The sequence below is a fragment of the Dokdonella sp. genome, assembly GCF_036518555.1.
In the GTDB taxonomy this organism is placed as follows: Bacteria; Pseudomonadota; Gammaproteobacteria; order Xanthomonadales; family Rhodanobacteraceae; genus Dokdonella_A.
In genome coordinates, this window is record NZ_DATDMY010000215.1 from 1 (window position 1) to 16,334 (window position 16,334).

Annotated in this window: 7 protein-coding genes; 4 read left to right on the forward strand and 3 right to left on the reverse strand. The window is 68.5% G+C overall.

What is annotated here, in order from left to right; all coding sequences use genetic code 11:
* Positions 1–125 precede the first annotated feature (125 nt).
* Positions 126–3,482, forward strand: coding sequence for a BACON domain-containing protein (locus tag VI238_RS12140; RefSeq protein ID WP_331651696.1), 3,357 nt, complete (start codon positions 126–128; stop codon positions 3,480–3,482).
* Positions 3,483–3,527: 45 nt separating this feature from the next.
* Here the strand turns inward: VI238_RS12140 and VI238_RS12145 are convergent, their stop codons facing one another.
* A complete protein-coding gene (locus VI238_RS12145; protein ID WP_331651698.1) occupies positions 3,528–5,918 on the reverse strand; it encodes a penicillin acylase family protein in 2,391 nt (796 codons plus the stop codon).
* 314 nt (positions 5,919–6,232) lie between these two features.
* On the opposite strand from VI238_RS12145, the gene VI238_RS12150 reads away from it, so the two are divergent.
* On the forward strand, positions 6,233–7,903 hold the full coding sequence (locus VI238_RS12150) for a hypothetical protein (RefSeq protein ID WP_331651700.1): 1,671 nt from the start codon (positions 6,233–6,235) through the stop codon (positions 7,901–7,903).
* 526 nt (positions 7,904–8,429) lie between these two features.
* A complete protein-coding gene (locus VI238_RS12155; protein ID WP_331651702.1) occupies positions 8,430–11,810 on the forward strand; it encodes a proprotein convertase P-domain-containing protein in 3,381 nt (1,126 codons plus the stop codon).
* A 423-nt stretch (positions 11,811–12,233) separates the two neighbouring features.
* On the opposite strand, the gene parC is transcribed toward VI238_RS12155, so the two are convergent.
* Positions 12,234–14,474 carry a DNA topoisomerase IV subunit A gene (gene parC, locus VI238_RS12160; RefSeq protein ID WP_331651704.1) on the reverse strand — a complete coding sequence of 747 codons (2,241 nt, stop codon included), beginning with the start codon at positions 14,472–14,474 and terminating at the stop codon, positions 12,234–12,236.
* 350 nt (positions 14,475–14,824) lie between these two features.
* Between parC and VI238_RS12165 the strand changes: the two genes are divergently transcribed.
* On the forward strand, positions 14,825–15,919 hold the full coding sequence (locus VI238_RS12165; protein ID WP_331651706.1) for a choice-of-anchor Q domain-containing protein: 1,095 nt from the start codon (positions 14,825–14,827) through the stop codon (positions 15,917–15,919).
* 196 nt (positions 15,920–16,115) lie between these two features.
* Here VI238_RS12165 and VI238_RS12170 read toward each other — a convergent pair.
* Positions 16,116–16,334: hypothetical protein (locus VI238_RS12170; protein ID WP_331651708.1), on the reverse strand; the 219-nt coding region annotated here is incomplete at its 5' end.

Sequence of the window (16,334 nt, forward strand, 5' to 3'; positions counted from 1 at the left end):
CGCGCGCGCCGCAATCCCGGCTCCCGAATGCCCGGCTCCAACGTCCCTCGCCAGAGCCGATTTCGGCGTAGAGTGCGCACCTGCACGCGCCGGACTGCCGTCGCGGCGGCTACGGGGGACGAACGATGAAGCGTCTGTTGCTTGCGCTGTGCGCCGTCTTCGGCGTGGCGGCCGCGGTCCATGGCGTCGCATCCGACGACGTGCGCGCAGCGCCCGCGTCGGCATGGTCGGTCTGGGGCGGCGAAGTCGGCGTGCGCTGGAATCGCGATCTCGCGCACGCGATCGGCCTGCGCATCGCGCCCGCGACGGCGCGTCTCGCCGATGCGCCCGACCATGCGTTCGAGCGATTCGAAGTGCGCCGCAGCGGCGCGCTGGAATTCCGCATGGACGGCCACGTGTTCCGTGGCTTCGCGGGCGGCTCGCTGCAGGCGCGCGGCGGCTACGTGCTCGAGTTCGACCGCGGTCGGATCGACCTCACCGATTTCCGCCTCGTGCCGCGCAAGGACGATCCTTACCTGCTCGACCTCGTTTCCGCGGACGGCAAGGCGTGGTTCTACGCCGATCGGCTCATGTACGAGCAGACGGGCGCGGACGGGATCCTTGCCGTCCGCACGCTCGATCTGCGCATGACGGCCGCACTCGCCGAACGCCTCGGGCAGCCGATGGTCGCGAACTGGACGATCGCGGACATGGAGCTCGAAAGCGAAGTGCTCGTGCGAGGCGCGTCGCCGGACGCGCCATCGAGTTGCAACGTCAACACGGGCGCCGGCTGCAATTTCGCCGGCAGCGCGGCTCCGGGCGGAGGCACGTACCAGGCCGACCTTTTCATGAAGTCGTTCTCGCTGCAGTTCAAGCGGTGCTCGGGCTGCAGCGGACCTTCCGGCAGCGGAACGGTCGTCTTCGCTCCGTCGTCGACGCTCAAGAACAACGTCAACGCGGGCTCGATCCAGACCACGATCGCGGGCCAGGGTGCGCTCGGCAGCAGCAGCGCGCTGTGGGCGGCCGACATTCCCTGGTACTCGAAATTCAGTGGCCTGTTCGCGCCGTACGGCAACGACCAGCATCCGTACCTGATCTGGAACATGTACCGCTTGAATGCGGACGGCAGCATCGAGCAGATCGGTCGTTCCGGCGTCAAGCATGCGTTCCTCACCACCAACGTCGGCTGCGCCGATGGCCGCCCTCAGGGACACGTGATCGGCGCCGCCTGCGAGGACACCTACAGCGACAGCAACAACGACAGCACCACCGCGCTCGGGCCACGATCGGAAATCATCCCGGCGACGAACCAGTGGGGGCGCTGCGGTTCGATCTACGACGCCAATTGCGACGGCGCCAACGACAATCCTTCCTACGGCAGTTACGAGCATCGGCTCACCGTCGGCGAATCGCAGATCAGCCTGGGCGCGAATCCCGGCGCCACGTTCCTGTTCGAGTCGTGGTACCTCGCGCGCGAGGACATCAACATCTACAACTCGATGGGCACGGTCGCCACGACGCAGAACTGGAACGGCAGCGTCTGGGGCATCAGTGCGTCGACGTACAAGCTCGATTCCGCGATCGACCGCTGGGTGAGCCCGACCGCGCCGCCACCCAACGCGAAGAACAGCGAGCTCGCGGTCGGCGAAGGCCACGCGCGCCTCGCGGTCAAGGTCACCGACAACGGCGACGGCACCTGGCGCTACGACTATGCGGTCATGAACTTCGATTTCGCGCGCGCGACGACGCAGGGCGCCGAGCCGAACCTGCGCGTCCTGTCGAACAAGGGCTTCGACCGCTTCAGCGTGCCGATCGCCACCGGCGCGGTCGTGAGCGCCACGCGCTTCCGCGACGGTGACCTCGTCGCCGCGAACGACTGGACCGTCGACACGTCGGGCGGCCGTGCTACGTGGACCGCACCCGCGGCAGGACCCACGCTCGACTGGGGCACGCTGTACGCGTTCTCGCTCACGGTGAATGCGCCACCGGTCGCGCTCGACGGCAGCCTGCGCGTCGCGCAATCGGGCAGCCCCGCGAGCTACGATCTGGCGACGCTCGCACCGGGCACGGCCGCGCCGGCGCCCACCGCGACGGTGGCGCCGACGGATCTCGCGTTCGATCTCGTGCAGGGCGCGAGCGACACGCAGTCGTTCACGCTCGGCAACACGGGCGCCGCCGGCAGCACCCTGCATTTCACGGTCGATACCGCGCCGTCGTCGTGCGCGAGCCCGGCGGCGGTCGCATGGCTCGCTGCGTCGCCCGTTTCGGGCTCGATCGCGCAGGCTGCCCCCGCGCAGGCGATCGGCGCGACCGCGAACGCGGCCAGTCTCGCTCCGGGCAGCTACGCGGCGAAGGTCTGCGTGCGCAGCGACGACCCTGCCCACGCCGTGATCGAGGTTGCGGTCGCGTTGGCGGTGAGCGCGCCGCCACCGTCGGCCTCGGTCGCACCGACGAGCGTCTCGCTCGACCTCGTGCAGGGCGCGAGCGGCAGTACGTCCTTCGCGCTCGGCAACAGCGGCGCCGTCGGCAGCGTGCTGCATTACACGATCGACACCGCGCCGTCGTCGTGCGCGAGTCCGGGCGCGGTCGCCTGGCTCGGCGCGTCGCCGGCATCGGGTTCGGTCGCGCAAGGCGCGCCGTCGCAATCGATCGCCGTGAACGCCGATGCGGCGGGTCTCGTTCCGGGCGGCTACTCCGCGAAGCTCTGCGTCCACAGCGACGACCCCGTCAACGCGGTGATCGAAGTGTCGGTCGCGCTGTCGGTCGCGGCGCCGCAGCCGACCGCGACGGTCGCACCGGGCACGCTCGCGTTGACGCTCGTGCAGGGCACGAGCGGGTCGCTCGCCTTCACGATCGGCAACACGGGCCAGGCCGGCAGCGTGCTCCACTTCACCCTCGACACCGCGCCGACATCGTGCGGCACCCCCGCGGCGGTCGCGTGGCTGTCGCTCGCACCGGCGTCCGGTGCGGTCGCGCAGGGCGCGTCCGCGGCGAGCATCGAGGCCGCGTTCGACGCGGGCGGGCTTGCGCCCGGAACGTACACGGCATCGGCGTGCGTGCACACCGACGACCCGGCGCACGCGACGGTCGCGATCGGCGTGACGCTCGACGTGACGGCGCCGGTACCGACCGCCGCGGTCGCCCCGACGAGCCTCGAATTCCACCTCGCGCAAGGCGCGGCCGCGAACTCGGATCTGGCGCTATCGAACACCGGCGATGGCGGCAGCGTCCTGCATTACACCATCGACGAGGCGCCGACCTCGTGCGCGAGCGCGGGCGCGGTGTCGTGGTTGTCCGCGACGCCCGCATCGGGATCGGTCGACGCGGCGGGCGTGCCGGCGACCGTGACCGTGCACGCCGACGCCACCGCCCTCGATGCCGGTGCGTACACGGCGACGATCTGCGTGCGCAGCGACGATCCCGCGCACGCGACGATCGAAGTCGCGATATCGCTCGTCGTCAGCGACGTGATCTTCGCGAACGGATTCGACGCCTCGCCGTGATCGGATCGCGGGCGAACGCGAACGTCGCGTTCGCCCGCACGTCGCTCAGGGCGCGGGGCCGAACTCGAGCACGTGCTGCGCGGGGCCGGGCAGGAACGGCGTCGGCGTGCCGCGCACCCAATCCTCGTGGCCGGCGCCGTAATACGGCGACAGCGGATGGCCGCTCTGGCCGCCCGGCATCATGAAGTAGCCATGCGCCTCGTCGCCTGGCGCGACCGCGAAGCGCTCGGACGCGCCGAACGAGGGGCTCTGCACGCGCGGCATGTTGCTGTCGCCGGCCAGCGGCTCGTACGGCATGTCGAGCCAGCGCGCGGCGAACGCAGGCAAGCCGCGCGACAGCGGATGCGCGATGCGCGCGGTGTTGTGTTCGCCCCAGCGCCGCGCCGCGATTCCGCCGGGTTGCTCGTCGAGGCTCGCACCCGAGCGATCGAGCGCCGCGATCATGAGCGCGTCCCAATCCGCCACGCCGGGCGGCAACAGGTGGGGCGGACGCTGCGTGAGCAATTTCCACACCGCCTGCTCGGATTGCGGCATCTTCGGCAGATTGAAATCGGGGAACTGCTTGCGCACCGCGGCCGCGAAACCGTCCATCACGCTGTCGACGACCTCGCCGCGCCAGCTGCGCACGAGCCGGTAGGCGACCGAATCGGTCGACGCACGTCCGTGCCAGTCGGCGAGGATCGCCTTCATCGCCTCGTGCAGCGGCGACGCCGGAGCCCGGTTGAGCTCGAACTCGAGCAGGTCCTTCCAGTGCTCGAGGAACAGCGCGCGATCGTCGAGCTGGATCTCGAGCAGGTCGGCGGGAGCGAAATGCTCCCGTGCGCGCAGCGCGTCGCGGATCTGCATCGCGCGCGCGCCGAGGTCATAGCCGCCGTCGCCGAGCAGGGCGAGCGCCGCATCCTCGACCGGGCGCTGGTTCGCGCTCCAGAGCCGCTGCCACGGCGGGTTCGCGACCAGCGGATGCAGCTCGTCGGCAAGCCAGCCGTCCCAACCCGTGCCCGCGTGCGACCAGTCCGACGGCAGGCCAGGATCGTAGCCGCCGACGCGCTTGGGAACGCGTCCCGCGATCGTCCACGCGATGCTGCCCGCCGAGTCGCCGACGATGAGATTCTGCGGCGGTATGCCGCTCGCTTGCGCGAACGCGACCGCCTCGTCGACCGTGCGCGCGGTTTCGAGCCGGACCAGGTCGACGTCGATGCCGCCCGGCTGTTGCGCAACCCACGCCAGCGCGAGCGCGACGCCATCGGCGTCCTGCGCGATGATCGGTCCCCAGCGCGTCTCCTCGACCTCGATCGTATCGTCGTCGGCGCCGTGCACGCGGATGCGCTCGGCGTGTTTCTCGATCGTCGCCCAGCCCTCCGGCACGCGATAGCGGGTCGGGTCGTGCGGATCGCGCTGCACGCGCACCCAGTCGGTCGAGTCGACGTAACTGTTGGTGAAGCCCCAGGCGACATGGCGATTGCTGCCGGCGACGACCGCGGGCGCACCGGGGAGCCCCGCGCCGGTGACGTCGATCCGGGTGCCCGGGCTTCGCGGATCGGGGTAGACGATGCGCGTGCGAAACCACAGGTTCGGCACGCGCAGGTCGAGGTGCATGTCGTTCGCGACGAGCGCGGCGCCGCCCGCGAGCGCTCCGCCGACGGCGAAGGCGTTGCTGCCGGGTACGCGCGGATCGGTGACGCCGCGGCTGCCGCGCAGGAGGGCCGGATCGAGCGTGCGCAGGTCGAGCGCGTCGGCGGCCGGAGGATCGGGCCAGCTCAACGCAGCGCCCGCGATCGGCGCGTCCCAGCCGCCGCCGCCCGCGGTCAGGAACGCGTAGGCGGACGCGGGCAGCGCCGCATGCATGCGTGCGAATGCGAGCTCGCGCTTGCCTTCGGCGTCGTTGAGCGTGAACGCCATCGCTGCGATCACGAGCAGCGTGTCCTCGCTGCGCCACGGTGCCGGTTGGTTGAACGTCGCCAGGTACGCGAAGGGGCGAACCGCGAGACCGGCGAGGCCCGCATTGACGCCGTCACGGTACGCATCGAGCGCGTCGCGCTGTTGCGGTGCGAGCTGTGCGAGCGCGCGCTCCATGCGCGCGCGCATGCGGTGCGCGCGTGCGGTGCGATCGAGCGGCAGCGCGGCCTTGCCGAACAGCTCCGCGAGTTCGCCCGCCGCGCGGCGGCGCAGCACGTCCATTTCGAAGAAGCGTTCCTGCGCGTGCACGTAGCCGAGCGCCCAGCTCGCGTCGCGCCGACTGGCGGCTTCGACCGTGACCGTGCCGAGTGCATCGCGCTCGACGCGCACCGGTTGCTTCAATGCAGCATCGACGATGCGTCCTTCGTAGCGAGGCATGCTTCCGCGCAACGCGAGCCAGCCTGCGACAGGCGTTGCGACGATCAAGAGGACGAGGAGCAGGGCGGCACGCGTGAGGAAGCGTCGGCGACGAGGCGGCATCGTGGGGTCCGTAGCAGCGGAGCGCGCATCGTAGACGATCCGGCCCCACGCTTCGGATATTCCTGAGCGCGCGATGAAAGTGATTGCAAACGGCGTTCAAACGGAGGCGCACGCTGTTACTATCGGGCGGTTGCCCTCTCGGGTGACGCGAATGGCGGGAGTGATGTGGGCATCCTGCCGCGAGGTCGGCGCCGCTGCGCGAGCGTCGATCCGAAATCCGTCCGCGATGGCGCTGATCACGGTCGCGCGGATGCTGGTAGCGACTGCGGACGGCCTCTGGCAGAGGCGTTCGTCTACAACTTAGGGAGTGGATAGTGAAGAACGTTTCAAACAAGAGGTCAAGCAACATCCGTGTCGCCACGCGTGCCGTTCTGGGCGTGTGCATCGCAGCCGCGTGCGGCAGTGCCGTCGCCGCCAGCGCGCCGCATTTCTCGCCCAATGTGGCGATGCCGCATGCGTCTTCGGCGCGCGGGCCGCTGCTGCACCAGCGCGGGCCGAACGGTACGCCGGCGTGTGGTTCCATCACGATCACCCAGTCGAGCACGCAGACGATCACGCCGAGCAATTCGGTTGCGTGCAACAACGGCACGTCGCACACCGACAACTCGTACTTCCGTGCGTTCGACCTCGCGTCGCTCGGCGCACCGAATGGCCTCGACGTCTGCGAGGTGCAGTTCGGTGTCGAGCAGGCGACGGGCGCGAGCGGCACGCAGCCGGTCACCGTGAACCTGTACACGAGCGATCCGCTGTTCCCGAACGGATTCCCGGGCTCGTTGACGGCGATCGGCACCGCGACGGCGGACGTGCCGAATGCGGCCAGCGGCACGATCTATTCGGTTCCGGTCACCGGCAGTGCACCGGCGGGTTCGCAGCTCGTCGTCGAGGTCTTTACCCCTGACGGTTCCGCAGCGCCGAACCTGTTCTTCATCGGCTCCAACACGGATGCCGAGAGCGGACCGAGCTATCTCGCTGCCGCCGACTGCGGCCTCTCCGCGCCGGCGGATACCGCGTCCATCGGCTTCCCGACCATGCACATCGTGCTCAACGCGATCGGCAATGCCCCGGGTGGCGACGACGTCATCTTCGCCGACGGTTTCGATGGCGTGCCGACGGTGGCGCCGACGCTGGCCAAGGCGTTCGCGCCCACGAGTGTCGCGGTCGACACGAACAGCGTGCTCACGCTCACGCTCGACAACAGCGGCAACGCCGGTCCTGCGACGCTGACCTCGGATCTCGTCGACACGTTCCCGGCCGGACTCGTCGTCGCGACGCCGTCCGACGCGGCGACCACGTGCACGGGCACGGCCTCGGCGACGGACGGCGGCAGCACGCTCACGCTCGCATCCGGTGCGCAGATTCCGGCCGGCGGCACCTGCACGGTCACGGTGTCGGTGACCTCGTCGACCGCAGGCACGTACACCAACACGATCGCTGCCGGCGGCCTGCAGACCGACCTCGGCAACAGCGCCGCGGACGCGACGGCCGACCTCAACGTCACGGGTGGCGGTGGTACCCACCACGCGGCGATGTACACGGATCGCACCGAGTTCCTCACGCACGTTTCGGCCGGCTACTACGAGAACGGCTTCGACGACGCGGTGCCGGGCCCGATCGCTTCGCTGAGCTACACGAACGGTCCCTGGGCTTACACGGTCGCGGCCAGCTCGGACCAGCTCTACAACGACACGGGTCTCGTCTCGACGAATCTCGCGGGCGACTCGATCGTCGTGACGTTCACGAGTGGCGCGGTCACGGCGGTCGGCGGCAACTTCTGGGCGACCGACATCAACGTGCAGCCGACCGGCACCGATGTGACGATCACGCTCAGCGATGCGACGACCGAGACGTTCACCTCGACCGGCCCGACCGACTACCGTGGCTTCACGACGGTGGCGCCGATCACGAGCATCACGATCGACGCTCCGGACACGGGTGGCACCTTCTGGCCGACGATGGACAACCTGCTCGTGGGCGAAGGCGACTGACCTTTCCGGCATGGATGGACGAAAAAGGGCCCCTTTTCGGGGCCCTTTTTTTTCTTCGCGAACGGGTGCGCGCGTTTCGATCCGGTGCTGTCGCCCCGTCGCGGGGACGATGCGCGGCAAAGGCATCGCGCGAGCGCGCCGCTCGATGCGGGGATTGCTGCAGTGCGTCGTCACGGCGACGCCCGCGCCTCGCGTGTCGGATGAACGAGGGGAGTTGTTCCCATGCGGGCGACAGGCATATAGTCCGTCGGCCCATCTCCGCCAGGGCGACGTCGGCGGATCCGGGCAATCCAGGGACAGGTTCGTTGGCGGTTGCCGGCGGTACCACATGCCACCGGCATCGGATCGGATTTTGTTGCGCCTTGACTGGGGTCTTGCGCATGAACGACCGATTTCGCTGCACAGGCTGCGCGCTGCAGTCGAGGTTTCACGAATCAACGTTGGCTTGCGCTTGCGGGTTTCCCGCCAGGCGCGCTTTTGCGTGGACGTAACTCAGCTTTTTCGTCGATTTACGGGGGTAATTCGCATGAAACGCTTGTTGACGCGTACTTTGACATCGTGCGCACTGGGAGCGCTGCTCGCAGGCAGTGCGTACGCTGAAACCTTCAATAACAACACGCCGGTAGCCATTCCGGACAACACGTACAACGGTACCCAAGCCACGATGGCGTGCTCGACGATCGACGCGAGTTCGATCCCGGCAGCCGATACGATCACGAATGTTGCGCTCACGACGGGCATTACCCACACGTGGGCGGGCGATCTGACCGTCAAGCTCATCAGTCCGTCGAGCACGATCCTCGGCGTGTTCAGTCGGCCAGGCGTCGCCGAGACGGCCGACGACGGCAACGACACGGCCGGCTTCGGCGACAGCTCGAACTTGCTGTCGGCGAATCCGTTGTCGTTCGCCGACGCCAACGCCGCCGATGCGGAGACGATGGGCGGCACCCTGACCAGCGCCCAGACCATCTGCCTCAACGACAGCGTGTGCGCCTACAAGGCCAATCCCGGTAGCGTCGTCGGTCTGGCGAATTTCGCCGGCTTCAACGGTGCGACGGCATCCGGCACCTGGACGCTCTGCGTCGGCGATGCCGGCAGCGGCGACACCGGTTCGCTCAACAGCTGGAGCATCACGATCGACCACGTCGCTCCCGTGGTCACGCACACGGTGACCCCGAGCGTCGGCACGCCGTCCGGTTCGATCAGCCCGAATACCGCGCAGGTCGTCAATGACGGCGACACCACCGCGTTCACGCTCACGCCCGATGCCGGTTTCCACATCGACACGGTCGGCGGCACCTGCGGTGGCACCCTCGCGGCCAACACCTTCACGACCAACGCGATCACGGCCGATTGCACCGTCATTGCGAACTTCGCTCCGGACGGCGGCGGCGGCACGTTCCCGCCCGACGAGAACTTCGACGAAGTCACCGCACCGGCATTGCCGGCAGGCTGGGTGACCTCGACGACGACCGGCACCGACTTCACGACCGTGACCGACGCCGCCGACACGGCGCCGAACGCCGCGTTCGCGACCGACCTGCCCGCGGTCAACGACTTCACGCTCGACTCGCCGTCGTTCGTGCCCGCCGGTACGACGACGCTGACGTTCCGCCACCAGTTCAACCTCGAAGACACGTTCGATGGTGCGGTGCTCGAGATCAGCATCAACGGCGGTCCGTTCACGGACATCCTCGCAGCGGGCGGTTCGTTCGGATCGGGCGGCTACACCGACACGATCTCGTCGAACTTCAGTAGCCCGATCGCCGGGCGCCAGGCCTGGAGCGGCAGCAGCGGCGGCTTCATCACGACCGTCGCGACCCTGCCTGCCGCGGCGACCGGCCAGCCGACCGTGCTGCGTTTCCGCACCGCGGACGACAGTTCGGTTGCGCCGAGTTCCGGTCCGGGCTGGTGGGTCGACTCGATCCACCTGTCGTTCGCGACGATCCCGTCGGTCGCGAAGGCGTTCGCGCCGAGCACCGTGCAGATCAACACGGACAGCACGCTCACGATCACACTGACCAACCCGACCACGGGCGCAGCGACCTTGACGGCCGACCTCGTCGACACGCTGCCGGCCGGCCTCGTCGCGACCGCGGCGTCGGCGACGACGACCTGCACCGGCGGTGCGGGCGCGAGCAACACGTCGGGCTCGGTCACGCTGGGCACGGGTGCGGTGATCCCGCCGAACGGCACGTGCGTCGTCGCGGTCACGGTCAACTCGGCCACGGCAGGCAGCTACGTCAACACGATCCCGGCTGGCGCGCTGCAGACGAACATCGGCAACAGCGATACGGACGCGACCGCGACCCTGACGGTGCAGTCGCCGCCGGTCGCCGTGGTCACGCCGAATGCGCTCTCGATCTCGGCGGCCGCGGGCGGCACGGGTTCGACGCCGCTCAACATCGCCAACACCGGTGGCAGCGCTCTGACCTACACGATCACCGAGGGAACGACGTCGGTCAACGGACAGAGCCGCCTGCAGGGCAGCAGCTACAAGACCGTCTCGAAGCAGGCGCTCGAGATGCGCGCGAAGTACGGCCCCGCGTCGCTGTCGGGCAATCCGAGGGCAGGCATGGCGCCGGCGATGCATCGTCCGGTCAAGCCGCTCGGCGCACTGCAGATCTCGCAGATGGCGGACAACACCCCGGGTGACCAGGGCGTGTCCTGCGGCGTGAGTGGAACGTCGACGACGGCCAACAGCTGGTGGCGTCGCTTCTACTTCAACGAGCATCCGGGTGTCGGCGCGAGCACGAGCGTCACGAGCGTCACGATCTCGTCCGGCAGCAACGGCCCGAGCGGCGTGCCCGTCACGATCAACCTGTACACGATCCCGCACGGCACGCCGACCGATACGATCCCGACCGCGTCGCTGACGCCGATCGGCACGGGCACGGGCACGATCGACAGCGGCCTCGTGTCGGTGACGATCCCGGTCTCCGGTTCGATCGCCGATACCGCGGGCAACGACCTCGTCGTCGAGTACCACATCGATGCCGTCGCCACCGGCCAGTTCTTCCCGGGCGCGAACGCGACCCCGGAAACGCATCCGAGCTTCCTGTCGGCGGCCGACTGCGGCGTCAACGAACCGACCACGGCAGCGACGATCGGCTTCCCGGACTTCCACCTGACGATGATCGTCAACGTCGGCGGCACGCCGCCGGCGACCTGCGCGAACCCGGCCGATATTCCGTGGCTGAGCGAAGCGCCGGCCGGTGGTTCGGTCGCGGCGGGTGCGAACACGGATGTCACCGTGACCGGCGACGCGACGAGCCTCGCCGAAGGTACGTACACGGCCAACGTCTGCGTCGGCTCGAACGATCCGGTCACGCCGCTCGTCACCGTGCCCGTCACGCTCACGGTCGGACCTGCGCCGTTCGTGCTCTGCCCGAACAACGCGGAAGAGATCTTCTGCGACGGCTTCGATCCGGCGAGCGCCGGGCCGGCCACGTACACGGATCGCACGGAGTTCCTCACGCACGTCGCGGCGGGCTACTACGAGAACGGCTTCGATGATGCGGTGCCGGGTCCGATTGCGTCGATGAACTACACGAGTGGCGGCTGGGCGTACACGGTCGCGGCGAGTTCGGACACGCTGTACAACGACACGGGCCTGATCTCGACGAACCTCGCGGCGGATTCGATCGTCGTCACGTTCACGGGTGATCCGGTCACGGCCGTCGGCGGCAACTTCTGGGCGACCGACATCAACGTGCAGCCGACCGGCACCGACACGACGGTGAGCTTGAGCGATGGCACGACCGAGACGTTCACGTCGACGGGTCCGACGGATTTCCGTGGCTTTACGACTGCGGGCCCGGTGACGTCGCTCACGGTCGACGCACCCGACTCGGGCGGCAACTTCTGGCCGACGATGGACAACCTGATCGTCGGTACCGGTCAGTAAATCCAACCGTCCAGCGATACTTGGAGGCCTTCCTTCGGGAAGGCCTCTTTTTTTGGCCTGGCGGAAGGCGGGAGCCGAGGATTCCGACTTCCCCGCGCGAGCGAGCGGTAGCGGTGCAGGCCGACGGCCGGTTGCGCCACGGAACCGGGCAGTTCGACAGGGCGCCGGCGTTAAAGCGGCTGCGGCGCGACGCGTCGGTTACGCAGCGTCATGCCACGAGGTCGCAAAGTCCTCGATCGCTGTGAGGGAACCGCTGAGCAGACCACAAGGGGACGTCGATTCCCGCGAAAGCGTGCATCCACGTTCGCCGTCCTCGAAGCAATACGCTCCGCGCATCGCGGACCGCCGCGGGGTCGGCGCTTGCCGAGCGCGCGCGTAACCACTATGCCCGCCCACGCCCGCGCCACGCGGACGATGCTCGCCTCAGGCGGTGGTTTCGATCCGATCGACGCGCTGCAGCCCGCGTGGCAGCAGCGAACCGCGCGTCGCGCGGTTGCCGCCGTATTCGACGAGGTCGTTCCAACGCAGCGTGAGCTTGCGCTGGCCTGCGTAGAGCGTGACCTCGCCCTGGCCCTCGGCGACGACCGCAATACCGGCGACGCGCTCCCCGGCGCCGAGCTTCGCCTTCGGAATCTCGATGAGCTTGTTGCCTTTGCCGCCCTTGTCGAGCTCGGGCAGTTCGGCGACCGAGAACATCAGCAGGTGGCCCGCGCTCGTGACGACGACGATGCGGTCCCGCGCCGAATCGGCGACCAGCGCAGGCGCGAGAACGCGCGCTTCGTCGTCGAGGTTGAGGATCTGCTTGCCGGCCTTCTTGTTGGCGAGCAAGGTCTCGAACTTCGTCACGAACCCGTAGCCGAAATCGGACGCGAGCACGAGCTTCGTCGCTGCGTCGGCGATCGCGACCGCATCGAAGCGTGCGCCCGCGGGCAGCGCGAAGCGGCCGGTCAGCGGCTCGCCGTTGCCGCGCGCGGAAGGCAGCGTGTGCGCCGGCGTCGAATAGCTGCGCCCGGTCGAATCGATGAACGCGGCCTGCTGCGTCGTGCGGCCCTTCGCGCTCGCGAGGAAGCTGTCGCCCTCGCGGTAGCCGAGTTCGCTCGCGTCGACGTCGTGGCCCTTCGCTGCGCGCGCCCAGCCCTTCGCGGACAGCACCACGGTGACCGGTTCGCTCGCGACGAGCGCGGTGTCGTCGAGCGCCTGCGCGACCGCGCGCTCGACCAGCGGCGAACGGCGCGCATCGCCGTACTTCTTCGCGTCGTCCTTGAGCTCGTCCTTGATCAGCGTCTTCAGCCGCGCTTTGGAATTGAGGATCACGTTGATGCGCGCGCGCTCTTCCTCGAGCTGGTCGCGCTCCTCGTTGATCTTCATTTCCTCGAGCCGCGCGAGCTGGCGCAGGCGCGTCTCGAGGATGTAGTCGGCCTGCTCCTCGCTGAGGCGGAAGCGCGCGATTAGCGCGGGCCGCGGCCCGTCCTCGGTTCGAATGATGCGGATCACTTCGTCGAGGTTGAGATAGGCGATGCGCAGGCCTTCGAGCAGGTGCAGTCGCCGCTCGACCCTCGCGAGGCGATGCTGCAGGCGCTTGGTCACCGTCTCGGCGCGGAAGCGCAGCCATTCGAGCAGGATCTGCTTGAGGTTCTTGACCTGCGGCTTCCCGTCCAGGCCGATCATGTTGAGGTTGACGCGGTAGCTCTTCTCGAGGTCCGTCGTCGCATTGAGGTGCTGCATCATCTCGTCGAGATCGATGCGGTTGCTGCGCGGGATCAGCACGATGCGGATCGGGTTCTCGTGGTCCGACTCGTCGCGGATGTCCTCGAGCATCGGCAGCTTCTTCGCGCGCATCTGGTTCGCGATCTGCTCGACGATCTTCGACGGCGATACCTGGTACGGCAGCGCGGTGACGACGACGTTGCCGTCCTCCTTCTTCCAGACGGCGCGGCAGCGCACCGAGCCGTTGCCGGTCGCGTACATCGCGGCGAGCTCGCTCGCCGGCGTGATGATCTCGGCCGCCGTCGGGAAGTCCGGGCCCTTAACGTGCTCGCACAGCTCGGCGATGCTCGCTTCCGGCTCGTCGAGCAGGCGGATGCACGCGCTCGCGATCTCGCGCAGGTTGTGCGGCGGGATGTCGGTCGCCATGCCGACCGCGATGCCGGTCGAACCGTTGAGCAGCACGTGCGGCACGCGCGAGGGCAGCCACGACGGCTCCTTCAAGGTGCCGTCGAAGTTCGGCACCCAGTCGACCGTCCCCTGGCCGACTTCCTCGAGCAGCAGCTCGGCGATCGGGGTGAGCTTCGATTCCGTGTAGCGCATCGCCGCGAACGACTTCGGGTCCTCCTGCGAACCGAAGTTGCCCTGGCCGTCGATGAGCGGATAGCGATACGAGAACGGCTGCGCCATCAGCACCATCGCTTCGTAACACGCGCTGTCGCCGTGCGGATGGAACTTGCCGATCACGTCGCCGACCGTGCGCGCCGACTTCTTCGGCTTCGACGCCGCGTCGAGGCCGAGTTCGCTCATCGCGTAGACGATGCGCCGCTGCACGGGCTTGAGGCCGTCGCCGACGAAGGGCAGGGCGCGGTCGAGCACGACGTACATCGAGTAGTCGAGGTACGCGCGTTCGGCATAGTCCTTCAGCGGAATCTGTTCGTGGGTCGCTTGCAGGTTCATCGAAAATCCATCGGAAACAAGGGCTCAGCCGGGATCCTGGCAGCCAGCCGCGCATTGTGCCGGAACGCGCGTGGCGCAGGTAGCGTGCCGGCCGGGCGGTGCGCATCCGGCGCGCTCCCCCCGCCCGGTCCGGCGCCGACGCGCGCCGCCACGCGTGGCGCGGGCTCGGCGAAAACGTCTGTCGCGGCGCCCCAGTCCGTTTATCCGATCGACGGCGATAACCGGTTGCTATCGCGCGATAACCCGCGTCGATGACGATTCTTGCAGCGCATCGCGCGATCACATCATTTCATTGGATCGCAGGGTTGCGGCGCGGATAGGGTGCGCCACCGGACGACGGAGGCTTGGACATGCGTATGCGGATGAGGGATGTGCGACGGCTGCAGCGGGCGTTCGCGGCGACGATGATCGGATCGCTCGCGGCCACGATCGCGCCGCCGGCGAGGGCCGCGGTGTTCTGCGTCGACTCGGAAGCGACCGCACAAGCCGCGCTCGGCACGGCGCGCACGAACGGCCAGGCCGATTACATCAAGTTCGAGTCCGGCGTCTACCCGCTCGCTTCGGGCCTCGACTACCTGACGAACCAGGCCGGCAGCGACCACAAGGCGCTCATCCTCAGCGGCGGATTCAATGCCGGCTGCAGCGCGCGCACCGGTTCGACGTTCCTCGACGGACAGGAGCAGGTGCAGCCACTGCGACTCGCGTTCGGCGGCGCCGACATCGTCTACATCGATCACCTGACCCTGTTCCGCGGCATGACGGAAGCGAATTCCTTCTACGGCGGCAACATGCAGGTGTACATGTACGACCAGGCCGGCGGAGCGAAGCTCTTCATCGATTCTGTGCGCTTCCTGTACGGCTCCGCGGAGACGAACACGGCCGGCCTCTACGTGACCGGCTGGGGCGCCGTCGACGTCAGCAACAGCCTGTTCTTGGGCAACTCCGCCGGCCAGACGCCGGCTGTCTCGATCAACCTCAACGGACCGCTGCACTTCACCAACAACACCGTCACGGGAAACATCGCGGACGCCGCCGATCCGCGCCCGATCGCCTATGCGTATGCGCACGGCGCCTCGCATTTCTGGTTCAGCAACAACATCATCTGGGGCAACGACAACGCGAGCCACGACCTCTATCTGTACCCCGAGGGTACGTACGACCTCGTCTCCAACGACATCGGTTCGTACTCGAACGTGCCGCTCGGCGGAGCGAGTGGTGGCAACATGTCCGTCGATCCGCAGTTCGACGGATGCGGCTTCCTCTGCTTCGACAAGCCGCTCAAGCGCGCGTCGCCGCTCGTCGATGCGGGCGACGACACGCCGCCGGGTGGCTTGCCCGCGACCGACCCGCTCGGCGTCCCGCGCATCGTCGGCCCGCACGTCGACATCGGTGCCTACGAGCTCGACCGGTTGTTCGCGGACGGGTTCCAGGCCTCGATCTTCTGAAGTCGCCGGCAAGGCGCGCTTGGCAGGGTCACTGCGGCCCGCGCCGCATCGCGTTGCGAACACCGGCGAGGGATCACGGCGGCATGGTTCTGGCACGAGCAGTTGGCTCCGCCATGGGATGCCTGGAGGTCACGGTGTTGAAATCAGGCGGCCTCTCGCAGCCACATGGCTGGGATGGCCGAGCCATGGCGTGTTGCTACGGCGTGCCGCGACCCTTCGCGATCATCCGCCGATTCGCCGCGATCAGCGCATCATCCGCGACCGCCTTCCCCTCATGGCCGAGCTGGTAGGCGTCGTAATGGCGCGCGCATTCGCGCGTGAGCGTGTCGATGACCGCGCGGTGCAGCTTCGTGTAGTACGGCTGGGCGTGGTAGTGCAGGAACACCGGCACTTCGTACGGGCGGAAGCCGGGCAC

Bases quoted from the DNA above. Each gene is read 5' to 3' on its own strand.
- VI238_RS12165 (WP_331651706.1), top strand. From the start codon at position 14,825: ATGCGTATGCGGATGAGGGATGTGCGACGGCTGCAGCGGGCGTTCGCG.
- VI238_RS12155 (WP_331651702.1), top strand. From the start codon at position 8,430: ATGAAACGCTTGTTGACGCGTACTTTGACATCGTGCGCACTGGGAGCG.
- VI238_RS12145 (WP_331651698.1), bottom strand. From the start codon at position 5,918: ATGCCGCCTCGTCGCCGACGCTTCCTCACGCGTGCCGCCCTGCTCCTC.
- parC (WP_331651704.1), bottom strand. From the start codon at position 14,474: ATGAACCTGCAAGCGACCCACGAACAGATTCCGCTGAAGGACTATGCC.
- VI238_RS12140 (WP_331651696.1), top strand. From the start codon at position 126: ATGAAGCGTCTGTTGCTTGCGCTGTGCGCCGTCTTCGGCGTGGCGGCC.